Annotated in this window: 11 protein-coding genes; all 11 read right to left on the reverse strand. The window is 72.0% G+C overall.

The annotated features are described in order from the left end of the window. Positions 1-440 precede the first annotated feature (440 nt). The gene (gene tssA, locus HEP75_RS21215) at positions 441-1,493 is read right to left on the reverse strand and encodes a type VI secretion system protein TssA (RefSeq protein WP_185824846.1); all 1,053 of its coding nucleotides are present in this window, start codon (positions 1,491-1,493) and stop codon (positions 441-443) included. Positions 1,494-1,573: 80 nt separating this feature from the next. After that, entirely contained in the window at positions 1,574-9,769 is an 8,196-nt protein-coding gene (locus HEP75_RS21220; RefSeq protein WP_185824847.1) for a filamentous hemagglutinin N-terminal domain-containing protein, read from the reverse strand. 11 nt (positions 9,770-9,780) lie between these two features. Continuing rightward, positions 9,781-11,478 carry a ShlB/FhaC/HecB family hemolysin secretion/activation protein gene (locus tag HEP75_RS21225; protein ID WP_185826692.1) on the reverse strand — a complete coding sequence of 566 codons (1,698 nt, stop codon included), beginning with the start codon at positions 11,476-11,478 and terminating at the stop codon, positions 9,781-9,783. Further along, positions 11,475-11,945, reverse strand: a complete 471-nt coding sequence (locus tag HEP75_RS21230; RefSeq protein WP_185824848.1) for a hypothetical protein — start codon at positions 11,943-11,945, stop codon at positions 11,475-11,477. The genes HEP75_RS21225 and HEP75_RS21230 overlap by 4 nt, the downstream gene beginning before the upstream one ends. Beyond that, entirely contained in the window at positions 11,942-15,583 is a 3,642-nt protein-coding gene (locus HEP75_RS21235; protein ID WP_185824849.1) for a bifunctional serine/threonine-protein kinase/formylglycine-generating enzyme family protein, read from the reverse strand. The genes HEP75_RS21230 and HEP75_RS21235 overlap by 4 nt, the downstream gene beginning before the upstream one ends. A 5-nt stretch (positions 15,584-15,588) precedes the next feature. After that, complete coding sequence (locus HEP75_RS21240) at positions 15,589-16,317, reverse strand: PP2C family serine/threonine-protein phosphatase (protein WP_185824850.1); 729 nt, start codon at positions 16,315-16,317, stop codon at positions 15,589-15,591. After that, positions 16,317-16,892 carry a type VI secretion system-associated protein TagF gene (gene tagF / locus HEP75_RS21245; RefSeq protein ID WP_185824851.1) on the reverse strand — a complete coding sequence of 192 codons (576 nt, stop codon included), beginning with the start codon at positions 16,890-16,892 and terminating at the stop codon, positions 16,317-16,319. Before tagF ends, HEP75_RS21240 begins: the two co-directional genes overlap by 1 nt. Positions 16,893-16,903: 11 nt before the next feature. Beyond that, positions 16,904-20,422, reverse strand: a complete 3,519-nt coding sequence (tssM, locus tag HEP75_RS21250; protein ID WP_185824852.1) for a type VI secretion system membrane subunit TssM — start codon at positions 20,420-20,422, stop codon at positions 16,904-16,906. 23 nt (positions 20,423-20,445) lie between these two features. Beyond that, positions 20,446-21,651, reverse strand: coding sequence for a type IVB secretion system protein IcmH/DotU (gene icmH / locus HEP75_RS21255; RefSeq protein WP_255424118.1), 1,206 nt, complete (start codon positions 21,649-21,651; stop codon positions 20,446-20,448). A gap of 97 nt (positions 21,652-21,748) precedes the next feature. Next, the gene (tssK, locus tag HEP75_RS21260; protein ID WP_185824854.1) at positions 21,749-23,083 is read right to left on the reverse strand and encodes a type VI secretion system baseplate subunit TssK; all 1,335 of its coding nucleotides are present in this window, start codon (positions 23,081-23,083) and stop codon (positions 21,749-21,751) included. Between the two features lie 465 nt (positions 23,084-23,548). Further along, the gene (gene tagH, locus HEP75_RS21265) at positions 23,549-24,841 is read right to left on the reverse strand and encodes a type VI secretion system-associated FHA domain protein TagH (protein WP_345776779.1); all 1,293 of its coding nucleotides are present in this window, start codon (positions 24,839-24,841) and stop codon (positions 23,549-23,551) included. Between the last annotated feature and the right edge of the window lie 130 nt (positions 24,842-24,971).

Here is a 24,971-nt window from a genome sequence, read left to right on the forward strand (position 1 = left end):
CGACTCCCTCGTCCGGTGGCAGGCGCCGATCGCAGGATGCGAAGGCGGCGCGTTGGCTGGACGCGTGCGCTGCTGGCGTGTACCTGCGGCGCATGCGTCCTTGGCAGCCAGGGTCGGCGCAAGCCGCAGGCCGGACCATCGGTGCAAACCTGATTCCGTGCTGCCGTGGGGCCGAGGGATCGTGTCGCGCCGTGGTTCGGCAGTGGCATGCGCGTGGCGCATGCGCACGCGACGGCGCGCAGCAGGCGGCAGGTGCCGCCTTCGCTGTGTGGTCCGTTCGTTCGCGAAGGAGTGGCGCGCCCTGCTACGCGCCTTGTCTTGCGGCCGAGGGTCGCAGGCGATGCGGGAAGCGCGTCGCGCTTATCCGTGTGTGAGCCCCAGCGGTGCAGCGCGGCGAATCCCCGCGCGCGGCGCGCGGGCGTGGTGCCGCGCTGCCGCGGCTAGGCGTCCTCGTCGCGGACGCCGGCCACGTGCTGCAGTTCGCTGACCCCGGCCGGGGCCAGTTCCTTGAGCAGGTCCAGGAAGTTGCGTCCGACCAGGCGCTGCGCGCGGCGCAGCAGCAGCGGCACCGGGCTGGAGGGTTCGTGGCTGGCGTAGTAGGCGCAGATCTCGTCGAGCCGGCGCATCACGTCGTCGGGGCTGGCGATGCGGGCATTGCCGCCGCCGGCTCCGGCAGGCGCGGCGCTGCCGCCCTCGCCACCGGCCTGCTCCTCGCCCGCCGCGTCGCCTTCGGCTGCGCCGCCGTTGCGCGCGGTCCATTGCGGCAGCAGGAAGCGCTCCAGCTCGCGCAGGTCGCCAAGCAGCGACTTGAGGTCCGGCGCGGCGCTGCCGATCCGATCGGCGAACAGCGCGTCCAGCTCGCGCGCCAGCTGCTGCGCGCGCTGCACCGCGGCCACGGTCTCCCCCAACGCTTCCAGCGGGCAGTCCAGGCAGCAGGCCTCGATCTCGGTCAGCGACGGCACGCTGTCGCCAGCATTGGCCGGTTTGACGCTGCCGTTGGCCACGCGCAGGTCGCGCAGGCTGAAGCGGCCCAGCCGCGGCGATTGCACGAAGGCGGTGCTGCGCAGCGCGCCGAGCAGGCCCAGCGGATCGCCCAGCGCGACCACGGCGTTGACCCGCGCGGTCGGGTCGTCGTCGTCCTCGGCGTCCAGCTGCGGATGCACGCTGTCCCAACGCTGCGCCAGCAGCGCATGCACCAGGGCCAGGCCGTCGGCCCAGCCGGGCAGGCCGCGCAGGCGCAGCCAGGCCGCGCTCAGGTGGATCGCCACGCGCAGGTCGTGGCTGCGGCGGAACAGCGCCAGCGCCAGGGTCTGCACCTTGTCCCAGTCGGGCTCCTCGGCGGCGATCACGCTGTCGCCGACCGCGCGCTCGGCCTTGTTCGCCGCGGCGCGGTCCAGCGCCAGGAAGTCGGGGTCGTATTCCAGGTCCGGGCCGGACACCGCGTCGTCGGCGATCGGCGCCAGCAGCGTCTCGAGGGTCTGTTCGGTGCTCATGCGCAATCACTCCGGGGCGGATGCGGCCGGCGTGGCGATGGCGCACGCCGGCAGGAAAACGGGACGGCGGCGCGCTGCGCTCACTCCTGCGTGCACTGCGCATCCGGATCGTCGGCGTCGCAGGCCGGCTGCTGGTCGGCCGGCAGGCGCAGGCCCGGTTTGACCAGGCCGAACGCGCGGTAGCTGGCGTTGGCCGCGCTCAGGTCCACATAGGCGATGGTGCGGCTGTTCGAACTCTGCGCGCGGCTGGCGAACGCCGAGGTCGGGACGTTGAAGCCCGCCTCGCCGTCCACGACCAGCAGGCTGCCGTCGGCGGCGACCGCGTAGAAGTACGCTGGCGGCAAGCCGACCGCCGCGACGGTCTGGTTGCTCACGCCCAGCACGTAGATCGGATTGGCGACGGTGCCGATGCGGCCGCTGGCCGAGAAGGTGCCGGCGCCGTCGTACAGCCAGGCGGTGTCGGTCTGCAGCAGATCGCCGAGCACGGCCAGGTACAGCGCCGAGGTGCCGGCATTGACGGTGTAGGCGCTGCCGTTGAGCGCGGACAGGGTCAGGCTCTGGCCATTGCTCAGGCTGAAGCCCCCGGGCGAGGCGAAATCGCCCAGGGTGCCGATGCGGTTGTCGATCGCCGCACCGGCGGCGCCCAGCCGGGTGCTGCCGCCGACGCTGCCGCTCAGCGTGTCGGCGCTGATGCGGCCGCTGCTGGTTTCGCTCAGGTCGCCGCCGACCTGCAACCAGACGCTCTGGCCGCCGAGTGCGCCGTCGATCGCCAGATCGCCGCCTGCGTCCAGACGCAGCGCACCGGCAACCGCGACCGGACCGGTCACGCTCAGGTCGCCCAACGTGCGCAGGCTCAGCTGCGTCGCATCGAAGGCACCGAGCGCGGCGATGGCGTTGGCGCCGGTCAGGCTGGTGGCGCCGCTGGAACTGCCGCTCAGCGAGGCGGCGCGCAGCGTACCGGCGCTCTGCGCGATCGTGCCGCCGCTGCGCAACTGCAGCGCGCCACCGCTGCTCACGTCGTGGCCCAGCCCCAGGTCGCCGCCGGCGCTCAAGCCGATGCTGCTGCCGCTCAACGCGCCGGCCGTGCGCAGCGCGCCGCCCGCGCTCAGCGCCAGCGTGCCGCTGGCCTGCGCCGCTACCGTCAAATCGTTGCGATCGGCGATGGCGATATCGCCGCCGCTGGCTTGCACCGTTCCCTGGAAATCGTTGCCGGCATCGGTCAGCGCGATCGCGCCGCTGCCGGCATCCAGCGTGGTGGCGCCGGCGACGGTCAGCGCGCCGTGCTGGCCGATGCCGCCGCCGCTCGCCGCGGGCGTGGCGCTGGCGGTGACGATGGTGGAGGTGGTGGAGGTGGAGGTGGTGGAGGTGGTGGAGGTGGTGCCGCCGCCAGCGTCGCTGCGCGCGACCAGATCGCCGCCGATGCGGCCCTGGCCCAGCGACAAGGCGCCGCCGCTGGTCACGTTCAGCGCGGCGACCGCCACGCTGCCCAGCGACAGTGCATTGCGGTCGCGCAGAGTGGTGGCGCCGCCGGCGAGGTTCACGTCGCCCTGGAAATCGTTGCCGGCGGTGTCCAGCGCGATCGCGCCGGCACCGCTGTCGATCGTGCTGCTGCCGCCCACCTGCAGCGCGCCGCTCTGGCTCACTGTACCGCCGCCGCTGGTGGCGACCAGATCGCCGGCGATGCTGCCTTCGCCCAGGTTGAGCGCGCCGTGGCTGGCAACGTCCAGCGACCCCAGCGACAGCGTGCCCAGCGACAGCGCGTTGGCGTCGCGGACGCGCGCGGCGCCGCCGCTGAGTGCGAGCAGGCCCTGGAAATCGTTGCCGGCGTCGTCGAGCGCGATCGCGCCGCTGCCAGTGGCGATTGCCGTATCGCCAGTCACGCGCAAGGCGCCGTTCTGGCTCAGCGCGCCGGTGCTGGTGAGCTGCAGCGCGGCGGCGTTCGAGGCGCCCAGGGTCAGCGCGCCGAGCGCGCCGATGCGGACCGCGCCGCCGTCGAACGCCAGTGGGCCGGCGAAGCGATTGGCCTGGTCCAGCGTGATCGCGCCGCTGCCGGCCGTCAGGCGGGTAGCGCCGCCGATGTCGAGCGCGCCGCTCTGGCCGATCGTGGCGTTGCCGCTGTCGGCCTGCAGGGCGCCGCGTACGCTGCCGCTGCCCAGGTTCAGCGCTCCGCCGCTGCTCACCGCCAGGCTGTCGACCGACAGCATGCCCAGGCGCAGCGCACCACTGTCGTGCAGCTGCACCGCGCCGCCGGCGATGTCCACGGTGCCGGCGAAATGGTTGCCGCTGCCGGTCAGGGCGATGCCGCCGCTGCCGGTGTTCATGCTGGTGCTGCCGTCGACCGTCAGCGCGCCGGCCGTCTGCACGATGGCCGCGTTGTCCGTGCTCAGCAGCAGAGTGCCGGTCACGGCGACGTCGTCGGCCAGGCTCAGGCCGCTGCCGCCGCTGAGGGTCAGGTTGTGGCCGCTCAGCGCGCCGCCCAAGCTCAGGGTGCCGTGGCGGGCGACCAGGCTCAGGTCGCCGCTGCCGGTGTCGATCGCGCCGCCCGGCAGGTCGAGCGAACCGTCGGCGAGCAGCGACAGTGCGGCGTTGTTGCCGTTGTGGACGGCGGCGATGCTCAGATCGTTGCGGTCGGCGAGCTGGATGCCGCTGCCGCTGAGATCGACCGCGCCGACGAAGTCGTTGCCGGCGTTGGTCAGTGCGATCGCGCCGCTGCCGGCGTCGATGCTGCTGGTGCCGGCGACGGTGACAGCGCTGCTGGCGGACTGGGAGATGCCAGCGTTGGTGGTCTTGAGCCGCAGCGTGTCGCGGGCAGTCACGTTGTCGGCAAGGACGATGCCGCCGGCGCTGTCCAGGTCCAGCCGGTTCCCGGACAAGGCCGCCGCGGTGGTCAGCACGCCGCCGCTGCGCAGGGTGATGTCGGCGCTGCCGGTATCGATCGCGGTGGCCGGCAACGACAGGGTGCCGCCTGCGGTCAGCGACAGCGCACTGTTGCTGCCCAGGCTCAGCGCCCCGATGCTCAGGTCGTTGGCGTCGGTCAGGGCGACGCCGCTGCCGGCGACGCTGACCGCCTGGCCGAAGTCGTTGCCGGCCTGGTTCAGGGCGATCGCGCCGGTCCCGGCATCGAGCGTGCTGGTGCCGGCGACGACGAGCGCACCGCCGATCTGCGAGATCGCCGCGTTGCTGGTCTGCAAGCGCAGCGTGGCGCCGGCGGTGACGTCGTGGGCAAGGACGATGCCGGCCGCGCCGGCCAGGTCCAGCCGGTTCCCGGACAGGGCGGCCGCCGTGGTCAGCACGCCGCCGCTGTGCAGGGTCATGTCGGCGCTGCCGGTGTCGATCGCGATGGCCGGCAGCGACAGCGCGCCGCCCGCGATGAGCGACAGCGCGCTGTTGCTGCCCAGGGTCAGTGCGCCGATGGTCAGAGCGTTGGCGTCGGCCAGGGCGATGCCGCGTCCGGTGGCGCTGACCGCCTGGCCGAAGTCGTTGCCGGCGTTGGCCAGCGCGATCGATCCGCTGCCGGCGTCGAGTGCGCTGGTGCCGGCGACGCTGAGCGAGTTGATCGTGGACTGGCCGATCGCGCCGCCGTTGCTGGTCGCGACCAATGCGCCGTTGACCGTGCCGCTGCCCAGGTTCAACGCACCGCTGCTGGTGGCGGTGAGGTTGCCGGTGGCCAGCGTGCCCAAGGTCAGCGCGCCGCTGTCGGTGATGGCCGTGGTGCCGCCGGTCAGGCTCACCGCTTGCCCGAAGTCGTTGCCGGCGCCGGTCAAGACGATGCCGCCGGTGCCGGCGTCGATGCTGCTGGTGCCGGAGACGGCGAGTGCGCCGGCGCTCTGGACGATCGCGCTGTTGCTGGTCGTCAGCGCCAGCGTGCCGGCGGTGACGTCGTGCGCCAGGGTGATGCCGTCGTCGCCGCTGAGGCTCACGTTGGTGCCGGACAGCGCCGCCGCGGTGGCCAGCACGTTGCCGCTGTGCAGGGTCAGGTCGGCACTACCGGTATCGATCGCGTTCGCCGGCAAGCTCAGCGTGCCGGCTGCGATCAAGGACAGGGCGCTGTTGCTGCCCAGGGTCAACGCGGCGACGTTCAGGTCGTTGCTGTCGACCAGGCGAATGCCGCTGCCGGTCAGCGACACGGCGCCGCCGAAATCGTTGCCGGCCTGCTCCAGCGTGATCGCGCCGGTGCCGGCATTGAGGCTGCTGGTGCCGCTGACGGTGAGCGGGCTGGTCGTGGACTGGGTGATCGCGCCGCCGTTGCTGGTCGCCGACAGTGCGCCGGTCACGGTGCCACTGCCCAAGTTCAAGGCGCCGCTGCTGGTCGCGGTGAGCGCGCCGGTGGCCAGCGTGCCCAGGGTCAGTGCGCCGCTATCGGTGATCGAGGTGGTGCCGCCGGTCAGACTGACCGCCTGGCCGAAGTCGTTGCCGCTGGTGGTCAAGGTGATCGCCCCGGTGCCGGCATTGAGGGTACTGGTGCCGGTGACGGTCAGCGGATTGCTCGCGGATTGGGTGATCGCGCCGCCGTTGCTGGTTGCGGACAGCGTGCCGTTCACCGTGCCGCTGCCCAGATTCAAGGCGCCGCTGCTGATCGCGGTGAGGTTGGCGGTGGCCAGGGTGCCAAAGGTCAGCGCGTTGGCATCGGAGATCGCGGTGCTGCCGCCGGTCAGGCTGACCGCCTGGCCGAAATCGTTGCCGGCACTGGTCAAGGCGATGGCGCCGGTGCCGGCGTCGATGCTGCTGCTGCTGTTGACGGTGAGCACGCCGGCGCTTTGGCCGATCGCGCTATTGACGGCGCTCAGCGTCAGCGCGCCGGCGGCGGTGACGTTGTGCGCCAGCGTGATGCCGTTGTCGCCGCGCAGGTTGACGTTGGTACCGGACAAGGCCGCGCCGGTGGTCAGCGCATTGCCGCTCTGCAGGGTCAGGTCGGCACTGCCGGTATCGATCGCGTTCGCCGGCAGGGTCAGCGTGCCGGCGGCGATCAAGGACAGCGCGCTGTTGCTGCCCAGGGTCAACGCGGCGACGTTCAGGTCGTTGCCGTCGACCAGGCGAATGCCGCTGCCGGTCAGCGATACGGCGCCGCCGAAATCGTTGCCGGCCTGTTCCAGCGTGATCGAGCCGGCGCCGGCATCGAGGGTGCTGGTGCCGCTGACCGTGAGCGGATTGGTCGTGGACTGGCTGATCGCGCCACCGTTGCTGGTCGCGGACAGGGCGCCGCTCACCGTGCCGCGGCCCAGGTTCAGTGCACCGCTGCTGATGGCGGTGAGAGAGCCGGTGGTCAGCGCGTCAAACGCCAGCGCGTTGGCGTTGGTGATCGCGGCGTTGCCGCTGATCAGAGTGAGCGCTTGGCGGAAGTCGTTGCCGGCGGTGGTCAGGGTGATCGCACCGGTGCCGGCATTGAAGTAGCTGGTGGCGGTGACCGTGAGTGGGTTGCTCGCGGACTGGGTGATCGCGCCGCCGTTGCTGTACACGGTCAGCCCGCCGGTCACCGTGCCGTGGCCCAGGTTCACGTCCCCGGTGGCGACGGCGAAGAGGTCGCCGGTGGCCAGCGTGTCCAGGGTCAGCGCGCCAATGTCGACGATCGCAACGCTGCGGCCAGTCAAGCTCACCGCTTGCCCGAAGTCGTTGCCGTTGGTGGTCAGGCTGACATTTCCCGTGCTGCCGGCATTGAAGTTGCTGATGCCGCTGACCGTGATCGGGTACAACCCGGACTGGCGGATGTTACTGCCGTTGCTGGTCGCATCCAGGGTGCCGGTCACGGTGCCGGTGCCCAGGTTCAATACGCCGTTGCTGATCAGGGTGAGGTTGCCGGTGGCCAGCGTGCTCAGGGTCAGCGCGTTGGCGTCGGTGAGCGCGGTGCTGCCGCCGGTCAGGCTGACCGCCTGACCGAAGTCGTTGCCGGTGGTGGTCAGTGTGATCGCGCCGGTGCCCGCATTGAGGGCGCTGGTGCCGGTGACCGTGAGCGGGTTGCTCGCCGACTGGGTGATCGCGCCGTTGTTGCTGGTCGCGGCCAACGTGCCAGTCACCGTGCCGCGGCCCAGGTTCAAGGCACCGGTACTGATCGCGGTGAGTTTGCCGGTGGCCAGCGTGCCCAAGGTCAGCGCGTTGGCGTCGGTGATCGCGGTGCTGCCGCCGGTCAGGCTGACCGCCTGGCCGAAGTCGTTGCCGCTGGTGGTCAGGGTGATCGCGCCGGTGCCGGCGTTGAGGGTACTGGTGCCGGTGACGGTCAGCGGATTGCTCGCGGATTGGGTGATCGCGCCGCCGTTGCTGGTGGCGGACAGCGTACCGGTCACCGTGCCGCGGCCGAGATTCAGTGCGCCGGTGCTGATGGCGGTGAGGTTGCCGGTCGCCAATGTGCCGAGGGTCAGTGCGCCGCTGTCGGTGATCTGGGTGGTGCCGCCGGTCAGGCTCACGGCCTGCCCGAAGTGGTTGCCGGTGCCGGCCAGGGTGATCGCACCGCTGCCGGCGTTGACGCTACTGGTGGCGGAGGCGGCGATTGCGCCGGCGCTCTGGGCGATCGCGCTGTTGACGGTGGTCAGCGCCAGCGTGCCGGTCGCGGTGACGTCGTGTGCCAGGGTGATGCCGGCGTCGCCGCTCAGGCTCACGTTGGTGCCGGACAGCGCTGCCGCGGTGGCCAGCACGTTGCCGCTGTGCAGGCTCAGGTTGGCGCTGCCGGTGGCGATCGCACTGCTCGGCAGGGTCAGCGTGCCGCCGGCGTTCAACGACAGCGCGCTGTTGTTGCCCAGGCTCAGCGTACCGATGGTCAGGGCGTTGGCGTCGGTCAGGGCGATGCCGCTGCCGGTCAGCGACACGGCGCCGCCGAAATCGTTGCCCGATTGCTGCAGCGTGATCGCGCCGCTGCCGGCATTGAGGTTGCTGGTGCCGGTCACCGTCAGCGGGCTGCTCGCGGATTGGCCGATCGCGCCGCCGTTGCTAGTGGCGGCCAGGGTGCCGGTCACGCTGCCGCTGCCGAGGTTCAAGGCGCCGGTGCTGGTCGCGGCGAGGTTGCCGGTGGCCAGCGTGCCCAGGGTCAGCGCGCCGCTGTCGACGATGGTGGTGTTACCGGCGCTCAGGCCGACCGCCTGCCCGAAGTCGTTGCCGGCGTTGTCCAGGGTGAGCGCATGGCTGCCCAGCGAGAAGCTGCTGCTGCCACCCACCGTCAGTGCACCGGACTGCGCCAGGTCGATGGCGTTGGTCAGGCTCAGGTTGCCGTCCACGCTCAGGCTGGCGAGGGCGGCGATGTGGTTGCTGCCGCTGAAACTGGCGTCGCCGCCGATGCTGCCGCCCAGGGTGCCGGCCGTGTAGGTGCCGCTCTGCTGCACGCTGTGGTCGGTGCTGATGTTGATCGCGCCGCTGCCCACATCGATGCTGCCGCTACCGCCGACGCTGGTCTGGCTGCTGCCGTTGGCGACCAGCGACACGCTGCCGTCGCTGCCGCCGCTGAGGGCGGCGGCGGTGATGGTGCCGCTGTTGTTGATCAACTGGTCAAACAGGCCCTGCGCGGCGCGCGCCTGCAGCGTGATGATGCCGCCGGGCGCGCTGAGGGTGCCGCTGTTGCTGTTGTCCACTGCCACGCTGTCCAGCTGCAGCTGCAAGGCCTTGTCGACGACGACGCCGAAGCCGCCGCTTTCGAAGGTGAGGGTGACCTTGTCGGCACCGACCAGGTTGATGTTGCCGGCGCTGGCGGTGATGGTGCCGCTGTTGACCACCTTGCCGCCGATCAGGTCGACCGCGCCGGCGGCGGCGTTGATGGTGCCGCTGTTGGACATCAGCGCGACCGTGTTGCCGCCGGCGTCGAGCGTGTCGTTGCCGCTCATGAAGGCGGAGGCGGTGGTGCCCAGGGTGCTGGCCACCAGCCCGCCGACGTTGATGTGCGTGGTGCTGCCGAAGATGATCCCGTTGGGGTTGATCAGGAACACCTGGCCGTTGGCATTGAGATTGCCGAAGATCTGCGTGGGATTGCCGCTCTGCACCAGGTTGAGCACCGCTGAATTGGTGGACGGCTGGTTGAACGTCACCGTGGCCGCCGAACCGATATCGAACGCGGACCAGTTCAACGCCATCCGGCTGGAGGTCTGGTCGATGGTCAGGGTCGCGCCGCTGGCCGCATTGATGGTGCCGGTGCCGCCGGCGATGCTGCCGCCGGTCGGCAGTTGGGTACTCGCCACCTGCGCCGCCGCGTCGCCGGGCGCCGCGGCGCCAATGGCGAGCGCCAGGGCCAGCGCGAGCGGCGAGTGGCGCAGCGCCCGTGCGGCACGGGGGGCGATCGAAGTCTGGGCGATGGCGGACATGAGCGGATTCCTCAAAAGGTGAAACCGAAACGCGAATAGAAACGGACGTCGCGTCCGTCGGACGCATCGCGCCCGCCGGTCGGCTTTGCGGCGCTGAGCCGCAGTTCGAAGCTCTTCCATTGCGGCACGCGCAGGGTGACGCCGGCACCGGCGCCATCGAACGTGGTCACCGCCGCGGTGGTCGCGCGGTTGCCGCCGGCCGGATAGACCTGCGCGTGGTCGGCGAACACGTCCAGCTCCAGCACCTCGCGCCACGGCCGGCCGTTGAACGGCGAGGCGGCGTCGGCGAAGCCGGGCGCATCGACGTGGTACTCCAGCGCGGCGTAGTAGCCGCGGTCGCCGAGCGCGTCGGACACCGGGTAGGCGCGCACGCTGTCCGGTCCGCCGACCGCGAACTGCTCCATCGGGGTCAGCGCGTCGTCGCTGTACTGGCCGTTGAGCTTGAGGTACAGGCGCTGGGTGCGGCTGAGGTACTGCATGCGCGTATAGCTCAGCCGCGCGATGCTGAAGTGGCTGTCGTGCTCCGGGCTGACCAGGTCCGGCGTGGCAGAGCGGTCCTTCAGCGACTGGCGCAGGCTCAGCTGCAGCAGATCGATGCCGCGCCAGCGCAGGTCGGTGCGGCGCAGCGCGGTGCTCAGTTCGACCACGTCGAACTTCTGGTCGGACAGCTGGATGCCGGCGGCGCTGAGCCGCGACTGCTCGCGCAGGTAGCGCGCCGAGGCCTGCCATTGCAGGTTCTCGCGATTGACGAACTTCCAGTCGCTGCCGAGGTAGACCACCGAGGTCGGGCCCTGCAGGCCGAGCGTGGCGAACACGCCGTTGCGCACTTCCAGTTCGCTGCGGCTGGCGCCGATCACCGCGCCGAATCCGGGCACTGCCGGCACCGGCAGCGCGTAGGACAACGCGCCGATCCGGCTCTGCCGCGGGTCCAGCGAATAGGCGTAGCTGGCGGACAGCACATCGCCCAGGCCGAGCGGGCTGTTCCAGGCCAGGCCGAGCTGGGCGCGGTAGCGGCCGGTCAGGTCGGTGCCGTAGTTGTTGCCGCCCAGGCTGATCGCATACGGGCGCGGCGCCTCGCTGGCGACCAGCAGCACGTCGGTCTCGCCTTCGTGCTGGCCCGGCTGCAGCACCGAGGACACCGACACGCCCGGCAGGTCGCGCACGTACAGCAGCGCGCTGTCCACGTCCTGCTTGCGCAGCGCGCGCCCCTGCAATGCCTGCAGCGGCGCGGCCAGGGTGCTGGCGCGGTAACGCGACGCGCCCTTGACCTCGACCTGGCCGACGCGGCCTTCGAGCACGCGGATCTCGACGATCTGTTCCGGCCCCGGGGTCTGCGCCGGCAGGTAGGCGGTGCTGACGATGAAGCCGGACAGGCGGTAGGCGCGGGTGATGGCGTCGGCCACCGCCTGCAGTTGCTCGAAACGCAGCGCCACCACCGGCTGGCCCTGCGCCAAGGCCTGGAATTGCGCATCGGCCAGCGCCTGCACGCTGGCCGGGGTGATGCCGGCCTTGGCGTGTTCGCCGACATCGCGCACGCGGAAGCCGCGGACCTGCAAGGTCACCGCGCTGTCCTCGCGATCCTTCAGCGGCGGCAGCGTGGCGCTGGCGCCGCTGGCGGCGGTGCCGGTTTCGGCGGCGGCAGGCGGCAGCTGCGCCCACGCCGGAACGGCAGCGAGCCACGCGGACACAGCCGCGGCCAGACACGTCATACGCATGCGATTTCCCCTGGAACGATTCCCTGTCGTGCGCCGGCCTCGCCCCACTGCGCCCCGGGTACCGCGGCGGCAGCGGCGGACCGATGCGCGCGCGGGCCGGGAGCGGCCGCCGCTTGCGCCTGCCCTGCGAATGCGGGCAAGGCGCCAGCGAAGAATAGCAGTAAAAGTGCGATCAACGTCACGAAAATAAACAGCATGAGCCAGCGCAGGCGGCGGCGCGCCGGCGCGTCGGCGAACAGCGCACGCAGCGGTTCGTGCGCGGCGCGCGTGGCGGCCGGCACGGCGGCAGCGACGGTCGGCCGCAGCGCATTGCGATGGGTCACGCCCTGGCCGATATCGCGCACGGAGGCCAGCACGTTGCGCCGCCGCGCGCGGTATTCGTCGCGGCCGATGCGGCCGTGCTGATAGGCCTCGGCCAGCGCCTGCAGATGCGCGTTGGCCAGGTGCTGGGCCTCGTTCATGGCAACTCCCGCAGCACGCGCAGGCCCACGTCCGGCTGCGCCGAGCCGTTGTCGGCACGCCGCGCCTGCACCGTGCAATCGGCCCAATAGCTGGCGAAACTGCCGCCGCGCGCCTGCACCCCGGCGCCGCTGGACACCCACTCCCAGACGTTGCCGGTGACATTGATCAGCCCCCATGGATTGGGCTCGCGGCCGCGCGGCGGCAACGGTGCGCGGCTGGCGTCGCCGGCGCTGGCGGTGGGCGGCACGCAATTGCTGTCCTCGGCTTGCCGCCAGTCGCTGCCGGCCTGCGCGGCGTGCTGCCATTCGGCATCGGTGGGCAGGCGATAGCGCCAGCCGCCGCTGGCGATGGTCAGCCAGCGCAGGTAGGCGCGGGCCTGGGTCAGGCTGATGTTGCGCACCGGCGCGCGCGCCAGTTCCGCATCCCCGGCCGGTTGCGCGGTGCACTTGCCGGTGGCCTGGCAGAACAGGTTGAAATCGGCCACCGCCACTTCCGCGCGCGACAGCGCGTAGGGCTTGCCGCCGGCCAGGCCGGGCACCACCACCAGCATCGGCCCGCGCTGCGCGCCGAGCGCATCGAAGCAGGCCTTGCCGCGTCCGGGCGCGGCAGCGGCGCAAGGATCGGGGCCGGTCGGCACCGGCGGCAACGGTTCCTCGTCGCTCGCCGCGCCGGCGGCAGGCGCACGTGCGCTGGCCGCAGGCGCGGTCGCCGGCTTGGCGGCGGGCTTGCCGCTCGCGGGTTTGCGCGTGGCGTCCTTGGCGGCCGGCTCGACCGCTGCAGCCGGCGTCGGCGCCAATGCATCTGAACTGGGCGCATCGCTGCCGGCCTGGCGCTGCAGGCGTGCGCCGAGCGTGCCTTCGGGCAGCTGCCCGCGCGCCTTCAGGTCGGCTTCCAGCTGCGCCATCGCCTGCGCATCGCTGCGGTACAGCGCCTCCAGGCGCTGGCCGAGTTGCTGTCGCGCGGCGGCGGGCAAGGCCTGCGCGCTGCCGTCCATCACCGCGGCGACGACGTCGTAGCGGGCCTGCGCGGCGCGCAGTTCGGCGCGGTCGCCGAGCGCGGCGACACCCTGGCCGAGCACGTCGGCGGCCTGCCGATAGCGGCCCTGGCGGAACGCGCCGGCGGCGTTGCCGAGATAGACCCCGGCCAGCAGCTGCGGCGCTTCCTTCTGCAGGAACGGATGTTGCGGTTGCAGCGCGCCGATGCGCGCCAGCGCCTGGCGCGCCTTGTCCAGATCGTTGGCGGCCGCGGCGCGGCGCATCGATTCGATCCGCGAGGTCACTTCGGCCTCGGCGCTCTCGCGCGCCAGCATGGTCTGCAACTGTTGCTGCAGGGTCTGCAGGCGCTCGCGCTGGGCCAGCAGCTGCGGCGCCTGCGGCGCCTGGGTCAGGCCGAAATCGACCAGGGCCTGCGCGCCCGGCAACTGCAACGGATCGCTCTGCGGCGCGACCGCCGCGGCGATCGCCGCCGCCAGCGCCGCGTCCTGCGCATCGCGCTCGGCCGCCGGCAGGACCGCCAGCGCCGCCTCGACGTTGTCCTGCCAGTCCAGGTCGGCGGAAGGCTCGGCCAGCAGCGCCGCCAGCGCCTTGCGCGCCTGCGCCGGATCGTGCAGCGCCGCTACCGCCGGCTGGCTGGCATGGTGCTGCGCCAGTTCCAGCTGCGCGCCGCGCAACTGCAGCCGCAGCGAATCGGGCAGCGTCGCGCGCGCCTGCTGCAGGCGGGTGCGCGCCTGCGCCCACTGCTGCGTGTCGGCAGCCTGCTGGATCGCCGCGTCCAGGCGCAGCTCCAGTTCCGGGTGGCGCAGCAGCGCGCTGTTCGGATCGATGCGCCGCACCTGGTCCAGCGTGGCCAGTGCGTTGTCGGCGCGGTCGCGGAAGATGGCGCCGGCGGCGATCTGCGCGTTGAGCGCGGTATCCAGCGCGTTGAGGCGTTCGTTCTTCTCGCGCTCCATGCTCTCGCGGCGGGCGTCCAGCGCCGGCGAATACAGCCGCAGCCGGTCGCGCAGCGCGAACGCCTGCAGTGCGCCGCGGTAGTCGTAGCGCCCGCTGGCCGGATTCCACAGCGCATCCAGGCGGCGCAACAGGAAATCCTGGATCAGGTCGCCGCGGTCCACCAGCAGGCGCCGGCGGTCGTCGTCGTCCAGACTGGCCAGCGCCTGCATCGCCTGGGTCTCGTCGACGTAACGCTGCGGATCGGCCGCGCCGAAGCGCGCGGTGACCTGCTCCAGATGACGCTGATGCAGATAGCGCGACGCGCCCCAGCCGCCGGCCCCGACCAGCACCAGCGCCGCGGTGCCGTAGCCCAGCAGCGGCAGCGCGCGCTCGCGCAGCGGCACCTCGCGCAGGCCTTCCAGCAGCGCCTCGACCTTGCTCAGGCGGTGCGCGGCGGGAAACGCCACCGCTGCGCACAGGGTCTGGTACTGGCGCTTGGTCAGGCCCGGCACCGGTGGCGGCACGCGCTTGTCGCGCAACGCCACTTCGGCGCTGAGCTTGTCGAACGGATGCTTGCCGGTGAGCAGCTCGAAGCACACGCAACCGAGTGCGTAGATGTCGTCGGCCGGCGTAGGCTCCTGGCCGCGGATCATTTCCAGGCTGGCGTAGGCCGGGGTCAGCGCGCCGAGCGTGGCCGCATCGAACACGGTCTGCTCGCCGGCCACGTCGGCGGCGTGCTTGCCGGCGCGGGCGATGCCGAAATCGAACACCTTGGCCACGCCGTCGCGGGTGACCATCACGTTGCCCGGCTTGAAATCCGAATGCACCACGCCGGCGGCATGCGCCCGCGCCAGGGCCCGCGCCATGCCCTCGATCAGCGGCCGCGCGCGCGCCAGCGGCATGCCGTTGTAGGCCTGCTCGCGGATCAGCGTCTTCAGGTCGCAGCCGTCGATGTACTCCATGGTCATGAAGACCAGGGTGCGGTCCTTGTCGAAGTCGTAGACGCGCACGATGTTGTCGTGGGCCAGCTTCTGCGAGCGCCGCGCCTCGCGCTGCAGCGCGATCAACGAATCGGGATGGCGGCGGAACTCGTCGCTGAGCACCTTCACCGCCAGCCATGGGTCGCGGTCGCGCGCCTCGACCTTGCGTTCGTCGCGCGCCAGGTAGACCACGCCCATGCCGCCGCGGCCGAGTTCGCGCTCCAGGTAGAAGCGGCTCTTCAGCAGCGTGCCGACCGTGGCGTAATCGCCGCCGGCGGCATCGGCCAGGCGTTGCCAGCTGGCCAGGCTGGCGGTGCCCGCGGTGCCGGTCGCGCCGCCGGTGCCGGTCGCCCCGGTGCGGTCGGCGCCGGCCTGCGGCAGCGGCATTGCCGGCTGCACGCGGGTGGCTTCGTCGTCGACCGCCGCCGGCGGCGGCGGCGGCGCACGGCGCGGCATCACCACGGTGGCGTCGTCGTCGATCGGTGCGGCCACGGGCGCGGTGCCGCCGTCCGCGCGCAAGGCGTCGAGGCGGGTCACCAGCGTGGTCACGGTGACGTCGTCGAGCAGATGCTGCTGGCGCAGCTGCCACAGCGTTTCCACCCCGGCCCGGTAGTCGGCCTCGGGCACGGCGCTGCGTTTGGCCAATGCGTCGAGCACGGCCTTCAGGTCTAGCTCGCCGGTGCGCATCGCGGCGACCAGCTCGACGACGGTAGCGGTATCTTCATGCACGTCCTTCACTCCTGCAGGCGGACGACGACGGCGGTGACGTTGTCGCGCGCCGCCCGGCCCATCGCCAATTCGAACAACCGCGTCAGCAGCGCCTGCGGCTCGCCATGCAGGCGGCACTCGGCATCCAGCTCCGGGTCGGGGATTTCCTTGTTGATGCCGTCGCTGCACAGCAGGAACTGCGCGCCGGACGCGCTCGGCGCCAGCACCCAGTCCACGAACAGCGGTTCCTGCGCACCCACCGCGCGGGTCAGCACGCCGGCGTTGGCGGCCGGCTCAGCGCTGGCGCCGGCGTGCGCGAACTGGGTGGCGTCGTCCTTGACCCCATGCACGTGGTCGCGGGTGAGCTGGCGCAGCGCCCCCCCGAGGCGGCCGTAGCCGCGGCTGTCGCCGACCCAGCCGTACAGCATGAAATCCGGGTCGTGCACCAGCAGCACCACGGTGGAAGCGATCATGTCGACCTGGCGCTGCGCTGCGCAGTGCAGCAGTTCGGTGTTGATCTGCGCCAGCGCGTCCTCGATCGCCTCGATGAAATCGCACACGTCGGCCGCGCGCGGCAGCGTCGCCAGGCGCTCGACGATCAAGCCGCTGGCGTAGTCGCCGGCGGCATGCCCGCCGAGCCCGTCGGCGACCACCCACAGCCCGGCGTCGTCGCGCAGCAGCAGCGCATCCTCGTTGTGGCGGCGCACCTTGCCGACTTCGGTATGCCCGGCCGAGCGATAGTGGTGTGCGGTCATCAGCGCGTGGCCTCCGGCAGCGCGAGCGCGGCCGATGTCAGCCAGCCAAGATAGTCGTGCGCGGACAACAGGCCGACGCTGTGCTGCACCACGCCGTCGCCGCTCCACCACAACGCCTGCCCGGCCAGCGCGCGCGGCGCATTGGGAATGGCGGTGGCGTCCGGATCCGGCGCCAGCGCCTGCAGCTGCGCGTCGAACGCCTCCACGCCCAGCGCGCGATCGGCCAGCGCCTGGCCGAGCAGCGTGGCCGCACGCGCATACCAGCTACGCTCCGGCGCGGCGCCCTGCGTCAGCGGCAACGCGATCGCCAGCGGGAAACAGCGGCCGACGCGGTCCTCGCCCGGCCCCAGCACGCCGGCCCAGGCCATCCCGCCGCACAGGCCATTGCCGAGCACGAACGCATGCAGGCCGCTGCCGCGATAGGCCGGCGCCCACTGCGTGCCGAGCTGCTCGCGCGCGCCGGCGATCAGTTGCGAGAAATGCCGGTCCCACGGTTCGACGAATGCCGGCGGCAGCCGCCGCTGCACGAAGTCGCCGGCGCTCGGCAGCTTGCCGAAGAATCCGGGCAATGCCATCGGCTGCATCCTCAACCCCCACACGCGAAACGACGCACGTCGGCGTCGAGGAAGGGATGGCGCAGGTTGCCGGCGCGCAGCGGCAGTTGCACCGCATGGCCCCCGACATCGAAATGGGCGACGAAGCGCAGGTCCGACGGGTTCTGCAGGTCACCGGCCTGCAGCGCGCGGAACAGCGCCCAGTCGCCCTGGTAGTCGAGCCGGCCCAGCGCGGCGCCGTCGGCGCCGAAGGCGGCGATGCTGACGTGGCCGGGCGTGGGCCCGGGCCATTTCATCGGCATGCTGTCCACGCCGCCGGCGGTGTAGTCGAAGCGCTGGCCTTCGATGTCCACGGTCAGCCGCGCCACGCCGGCATCCAGGATCGGCGCCAGCACGGTGAAGCCGACTTCCGGCTGCGCCGCGCCGCGGAAGTATTTTTGCTTGATGCGCTCGGCCAGCTGCAGTTGCGCCGGCAAGCCCGGCGCGCCGGCCAGCGCATCCGGGCCGCTCTTCCAGCGCCAGTCGCGGCCGCTGGTGTCGAGCAGTTTCTGCAGCGCGTCGCGGTACAGCGCATCGAAGCGCCCGCCGACGCCGAACAGTTCGCCGAAATTCTGCAGCGGGATCTCCTGCGCGCTGGCCGGATCGAACGGATAGCGGCCCTTGACGAATTCGGCGCAGACCACGCCCACCGCCTGCTGCACCTGCGCATCCAATGCGGTCTGCGCGCCGCGGGTCATCAGCGCGGCGCTGCTGCCGGTCAACGCCTGCAGCCAGGCCGACAGCGGCGGCGGCAGTTGCGCCGCTTCCTGTCGCGCCAGCAGCAATTGCGCGTTGGGCTGCGGCGAGGCGGTGGCCGGATCGGTCATGGTCAGCAAGGTCTTGCTGAGCTGGTCGAGCACGCCGAGCAGGTGGTCCAGCGGCGTGGCGCCGGGCGCACCGCTGGCGAGCGCGTTGAGCGCGGCGAAATGGCTGGCGATGGCCTCGCCAGGCGGAGCGGCACCGGCATCGCCGGCGTCGCCGCTGGCCGCCAGCGCCGCGGCCATGGCCGCGTTGCCGCCGGGCAGCTTGGCCGCCATTTTCGCGCCGGCCTTGCCCGCCGCCTTGCTCGCCGCGTCCTGCCCGGGCTTGGGCGGCGGCGCGCGCAGCAGCTGCTGGGTGTTGTCGCGGACCACGCCGAGCAGCAGCCGCAACGGCGAACTCGGCCCGGCCAGCTTGGCCGCGATCGCGCTGGCCTGCTGCAGGTCGGCGGCCGGCTGCAGCTGCAGGTCGGCCAGCAGGCCGTCCCAGTAGCGGATGTAGTCCTGTTCGTAGAGCACGCGCACCTGCTGCGCCAGCCGCGCCTTGCCCAGCGCGTCGATGCGGCGCGGGCCGAACACCCAGTCGTCGCGCACGAACTGTTCGACCGCCTCGCCGATGCCCTGCCCGGCCAGCGCGGCGAACACCGGTTGCGTGTACAGCGCCGGCAGCGGTTCGGACAACGCGGTGCCGCTGTTGCGCTGGAACACGTTGCCGAGCAGGCCCAGCGCCTTGTCCAGCTGCAGCGGCTCGGCGCCGGCCTGCGGTTGCGACAGCTTGAGGTTGCCGTACACCAGCGTGGCCAGGTCGGCCGAACGCAGCGTGTTGCGCGCCTGCTCCAGCAGCGCCGGATCCAGCGACAGCGCGCGCAGCCGCCCGGGTTCGTCGAGCAGCGCCTGGAAATGCCCGGCCAGGGCCTGCTGCAGCACCGTGTCGGCGGGGAACAGCTTGCGCCATTCGATCGCGCTCAGCGCAGTCAGCTGCGGCGCGTCCAGATGCTGCGGCTGGCCCAGCATCAGGTAGCCCTTGAGGTAGTAGTACAGCGCCTGCGGCGCGCCCGCGTTCTCGGCCATGCCCTGGCGCAGGCGCAGCGCCACGCCCGGCACCAGGGTGCCGTTGAGCTGGCGCAGGTAGGCGTCGTGCAGTTCCTCGCCGACCGCATCGCCCTGGTACAGGCCCATCCGCATCGACCACGGCGCGCCGTCGCGGTACTGCTGCGCGACCTGCGCCAGCGCGCGGGTACCTTCCAGTTGCTGCAGCGCCAGCGCGAAGTACTGCGGCGTGGTGGCCGCGCTGTCCGGGTCCGGACTGTGCGGGCGCGCATCCAGCGCCGCGCGCACCTGCTGCAGGTAGGCGCGGTTGCCCAGGTAGCTGCCGCTGAGTCCGCCCAGCAGCAGCACGCCGAGCAGCGCGATGCCGGCGTAGCCGGCCACCTGCAGCCAGGCGCGGCGCCGCTCCAGCGCCGGCGCGCGCCCGGCCAGGCCGGATTCGCGCAGCAGCACCTGGCTGAGCAGGCGTTCGACGAAGAAGGTGCGGCGCTGCGCGCCCGGCGCCTGCACGCTGGCTTCGGCCAGGCCGAAGGTGCGCGCCACCGCGCCCATCATGCGGTCGATCGGCGTGCCTTCCTGGGTGCCCGAGGTCAGGTACACGCCACGCAGCAGCGGCGGCGTGCCGTAGGCGGTGCCGGCGAACACGCCTTCGACGAATTGCCGCGCCGCTTCGCCGAGCGCGGCGAACTGCTGCGGGAACGACAGGATCGCCGCGCGCCGGGAACGGTCGCGTTCCACGTGCATGCGTTCGAACAGGCGCGCATTGAGCCGCTCCTGCAGCAGCGCGTACTCGTCGGCGAAGCCGCGCGCGGCCGTGCCGTCGAGGCTGCGCGGCAGCGGGAACGACACGCCCCACACCTGCGCGCGCTGCTCGGGATTGAGATCGTCGAAAAACTCGCCGAAGCCGCCGATCAGGTCGCACTTGGTGAACACCAGGTACACCGGCACGCTCATCTTCAGCTGCTCGCTGAGTTCGTCCAGGCGGCGCCGGATCGCCTGCACGTGCAGGTCGCGCTCGGCGTCGTCGAGCAGCAGCAGGTCGGACATGCTCATCGTCACCAGCACGCCATTGAGCGGGCGGCGGCGGCGGTAACGGCGCAGCAGGCGCAGGAAATCGATCCACGCGCCGGCATCGACCTGGCGGTCGGAATCCTGCGTGGTGTAGCGGCCGGCGGTATCCAGGAACACCGCTTCGTCGGTGAACCACCAGTCGCAGTTGCGGGTGCCGCCGATGCCGCGCAGCGCCTGCTGGCCGAAACGCGCGGCGAGCGGGAAGTGCAAGCCGGAATGCTGCAGCAAGGTGCTCTTGCCCGAGCCGGGCGGGCCGATCACCACGTACCACGGCAGCGTGTACAGATCGCCGCCGCCGCGGCGCTTGCGCAGGATCTGCACCGCCTCGTGGAAGCGCGCCTGCAGTTGGTCGCGTTCGTCGGCGCCGCGCGCCTGGCGGTCGTCGCCGAGCGCGTCCAGCGCCGACGGGGTGGCCATCTCGGTGGCCAACTGGCGGCTCTGCCGGCGCGCGCGCAGCTGCTGCCACTGCAGCCAGCCGGCCCACACGCCGACCAGCAGCAGGATCAGCAGCAGCCGTGGCACCGCGCCGGCCAGCGGCTGGTGTCCGGCGATGCCGATGTACGGGCCGATCAGCCAGATCAGCAGCGCCGCCAGCAGCAGCCCGACCATGGTCACGACCCAACCGGATCGCAGCATTCCCAGCAGCTTGCCCACGGCGCTCACTCCCCCGGTTGGAACAGGATTTCGACGCGGCGGTTGCGCGTCCGGTTGGCCGCCAGGTCCGGCGGCACGGCCACCGGCTGCGAATCGCCGGCGCCGGCCGATTCGATCCGCCCCGGCACCGACAGGCGTTGCCCCAGCAGCTGCGCCACCGCTTCTGCGCGCGCGGCCGACAGCGCGTAGTTGTCCTTGAAGCGCAGCGAACGCAGCGGCTGGTCGTCGGTATGCCCGACCACGATCACCCGCCCCGGCAGCTGCTCCAGTGCCGCGGCGATCTTGCCCAGCAGCGGCAGCTGGTCCGGATCGACCTCGACCCCGCCGGAGGCGAACATCGCGTTGGCGTTGAGCCGCACCCGCGCCTGGCCGTTGGCCTGTTCCTCGACGACGAGCAGGCCGGCGCGCTCCTGCGGCGCCAGCAACTGCTTGAGCGTGACCCGCGGCGGCGGCGGCCGCAGCGCGTCCGGCGGCGTGCCGCGCTGCAGGCCGATCTGCGCGGCGGCGGCGCTGATCGGCGCCGACAGCGCATTGAGCCGCGCGTTGAACCACGCGAACGCCAGCAGCACGATGCAGGCCATGCCCAATGCGGCCACCCACAGCGGCAGGTAGCGCGCCAGGCGCCGGCGGCGGTCGTCCACGCCCTGCCAATGCGGCGCCAGCGTCTCCGCCGCGGCGCCGCGCTGGGCGCGGATGCGCCGGTACAGGTCGTCCTGGATCTCGGCCAACTTGGCGCGGCCGCCGGCCTCGATCTGGTAGCGACCGCAGAAGCCCAGCGCCAGGCACAGGTACATCAGCTCGATCAGGTCGACGTGGCGCGGCACGTCCGCGCACAGGCGTTCGAGGATCTGGAAGAACTTGGCGCCGCCGTAGGACTCGCCATGGAACACCACCAGCAAGGTCTTCTGCGACCAGCCGCTGTGCTCGCCCCACGGCGCATTGAGCACCGCCTCGTCGAGCATCGCGCACAGCACGTAGCGGGCGGCGGTGACCGCTTCGGGGGCCGCGCCACCGTCGCGCGCACGCTGCTCGAAGCGCCGCACCTGCGCGGTCACCTGCTCGCGCAGCCGCGCCACGTCCGGCAGCGCCACGCTGTGCCGCAGCTGCACCGCCAGCAGCAACAGCGGGCTGGCCGCCTGCACCAGCGGATTGACGCTGCGGCCGAGGAATTCGCTGATGTCGGCATCGCCGGGCGCAGGCGCGGACGCCATGGCCGGCGCGGCGGCGGCGGGCGTTGCGGCGCCGCGCTGCGGGCGCATGATGGTGGCATCGCTCAACGGATCGACGGGCGGTCGTGAATTCATGCGCTCAGCTCCGGATCGCCCACAGCTGCAGGTCCAGCCCGGCGAACTCGCTGCCGAAATGGAACGCGATGCCGCCGGAGCCCTTCAACGTGCGCCACAGCGGCGACTGCTTGTCGAATTCGAAATACAGGTAGCCGGCGTGGTACGGGATCTGCCGCGGCGCCACCGGCATCGGCATCGCCGCGATGCCGGGCAGCTGCAGATTGACCAGGTCGCGGATCTTCTCCACCGGGCCGATCTTGGCCTGCAGCGGCAATTGCCGGCGCAGCTCTTCGGCGGGCACGTCGGCCTTGGCCGCAAGCACGAAGGCGGCGCTGTCGAACAAGGCCGCGTCCGGCACCATCGCCACCCACACGCCGAACTTGCGCGCCTGCACCGGGATCGGCAGCGCGGTCTGTTCGAGCACCGCGCTGAGGCTGCTGCGCAGGCTGGCGATCACCGGCTCGAAACTCGGCTGCAGCGCGTCGTGGCGATATGCCGGCCACGCCGGCGGGCGCTTGCCCGGGGTGGTGAAGGTGCTCAGTTCGCCGGCCAGCGCGACCAGCGCAGCATACAACTCCTGCGGATGCAGCAGCGGCGCCGACGCCCAGTGCGCGATCAGCGGCTGCCAACGGTTGACCACCTGCAGCAGCAGGAAATCGGCGATCTCCGCCGCACCGCCGCGGTCGCCGACCGACACCCGCGCGGCCAGCGCTTCGCCGCGCTGGTGCAGCAGGCCGAGCAACTCGACCAGGAACGTGGCCAGCCGCGGCGCGGCCTGGCAGGCCAGCGCGGTCGGCACGAACGCCTCGTCCAGCGTCACCTGGCGATCGGCGCGCGATTCGACGATGCGCGCCAGCGGCATCCGGGTCAGCCCGTCCAGCGGCTGCGACTGCGGCAACAGGCGCGTGCTCATCCCGCCCACTTCCATCAGCACCGCGCCCTGCATGCTGCCGGAGGCGTCGTCGACCTCGGTCTCGCGTACCCGGTAGCGGAACAGCTGGTCCGGCGGCGCCTCGGCGCGGCCCACATCGGCCTGCGCGGCCGCGCGCAGCGGCAGGGTCAGGTACACGGTCTGGTCGCGCCAGTTCGGCTCCACGTCCAGCGCCGGCGGCAGCGGATCGTCGCCCGGCATCGCGAACGGGGTGCCGTCGGGAAACACGCCGCGCGCGCGGCGGATGCCGAGCTTGCCGATCGCCAACAGATCGGTTTCCAGTTCCAGCTCGGAGAAGCCCCAGGCATGCGCATGCAGGCCACCGGCGCGCAGCTCCACGTAGCGCTCCAGGTAGCGCTCCTGCTGCTGCAGATGCTGGGGGCGCAGAAACAGCCCCTCGCTCCAGACGACCTTGTTGTTGTGCATGATCCGCCGTGTCCGCTGCTGTCGATGGCGATGCGGCCGCGGCGTTGCACGCAGCAGCCGACCCCAATGTGCGATCCCCTTGCCGACGGCCCGGACGCGGCGCGCGGCGCGCGCAGTCCAGGCTGGCGGGATGCAGTGTGGCCAGCGCGGATGCGCGCTACCCGACAATTCGTCTCAGGGCGCCGGGGATGCCGTGGCGCTGCACTGCGTCGAGACGATGGCCTGCGCAACGCGGCCGATCGCGGCACGTGCATTGCGGGTCAGCGTCTTCGATTTCCTGGTGTTGTGCGCCGACATGCGCGCGGTGCCGATGCCACCGCCGACTCCCACAGGCGACCTGTGTAACGGTGCCGGCGTCATGCGCCGCACGTGCGTTCCTGTCTCTGCGACCACGCAGCTTTTTGTAGGAGCGGCTTCAGCCCCGACACGTGCTGCGGACAATCCCTGTCGCGGCTGAAGCCGCTCCTACAGGGGGGACTTCCCCGCGCGCCTTGCCGACTTGAGCCGCGCCAGCTGCGCCTCGTAGGCACGGGCGAACTCGTCGCCGAACAGGCGCCGGAAGCATTCGTCCGGGTCCTTGGCCAGGGCCTGGAAGTTGTCGCGGTAGCGCTCCCAGTAGCGGCCCTTGCCGGCGAACGCCAGGCGTTTGCCGCTGGCGTCCACCTCCTGCTCCAGCCGGTCGGGGCTGAAGTGGAACAGCATCGATTCGAACGCGGCGCGCATGCCGGCCAGCATCGCCATCTGGTGGCAGCGGATGTCGTCGAACGCATCGTCGAACGCGGCCACGCCGGACAGGAACGCCGGGCTCGGCGGTGCCAGCAGCTTCTGCAGCGCATCCTCGGGCGTGGCGGCGAACTTCAGCGGGTTGTTCTCCGAACGCTGGATCACCGTCACCGGCAGGCGGAAGGTGTTCTTGATCTCGGCGCGTGCGCGCAGCACCTCCATCACCCCATCGACCACGATCTCGAAGATCCGCGCCACGTCCTCCGGCATCTGCGCGGACGGCGCCGAGGGCGCGGCCTGCGCCGCGAACGGCTGCGGCGCGGCAGGCGTGGCCGCGGCGCTCGCCGCCGGCGGCGCCGCTGGCGCGAAGTCGCCGGTGGTCAGGTCCCAGTTTTCCGGCAGTTCGAAGCCGCGCGCCGCGGCCGCTGCCGGCGGCGCGGGCACGCGGAAATGGTCGTGGCCGGCATCGCTGTGGTTCCAGCTCTGTGTCGGCTGCGGCGGCACGGGCGGCGCCGGCAGCGGATCGAGCAGGCGCAGCGGGTCCAGTTCGCCGGCCGCGCCCGGCACGCCGAGATCGCCGAGCAGCGCATCGTCGTAGGCGCCGCCCGCGGGCGCGGCGGCACCGCCGAATCCGGGCAGACCGAAGTCGAAATCGAATGCGCCAATACCGGCACTGGGCGCACTGCTGGCCACGTGCGGCGGCAACGCCGCCGGCACCACCTGGGTCAGGTCCGACGTGTCGTCGGGCACCGTCACGGCAGGCGGCGGCGGTGCGGCGGGCGCTTCGGCCTGCAACTGCACCTGGATCTCGAAGCTATCCAGCTGCAGGCGGTCGCCGTCGCCGAGCGCGGCCGGGTCGCCGCGTTGCAGCGCGGCGCCGTTGAGCAGCATGCCGTTGGTGCTGCGGTCCTCGATGAAATACATGCCGTTGAGATAACGCACCACCGCATGCGTGCGCGACACGCCGGGTGCGGCCAGCACCCAGTCGCTGTCGTCGGCGCGGCCGATGCTGCCGCCGCGCTGCGCGAACGCCATCTGCGCGCGCGCACCGAACTGGGCGGCGGCCTGGCCGGCGACGGTGAGGGTCAGTTTGGACGGTAGGGACACGGGGCGCTTCCTTCGGATCGGGTGGCGCGGCGCGGCCGCGGACACGCTGTTGCGGATG

Origin of the sequence: Xanthomonas sp. SI (assembly GCF_014236855.1) — a bacterium.
In the GTDB taxonomy this organism is placed as follows: domain Bacteria; phylum Pseudomonadota; class Gammaproteobacteria; order Xanthomonadales; family Xanthomonadaceae; genus Xanthomonas_A.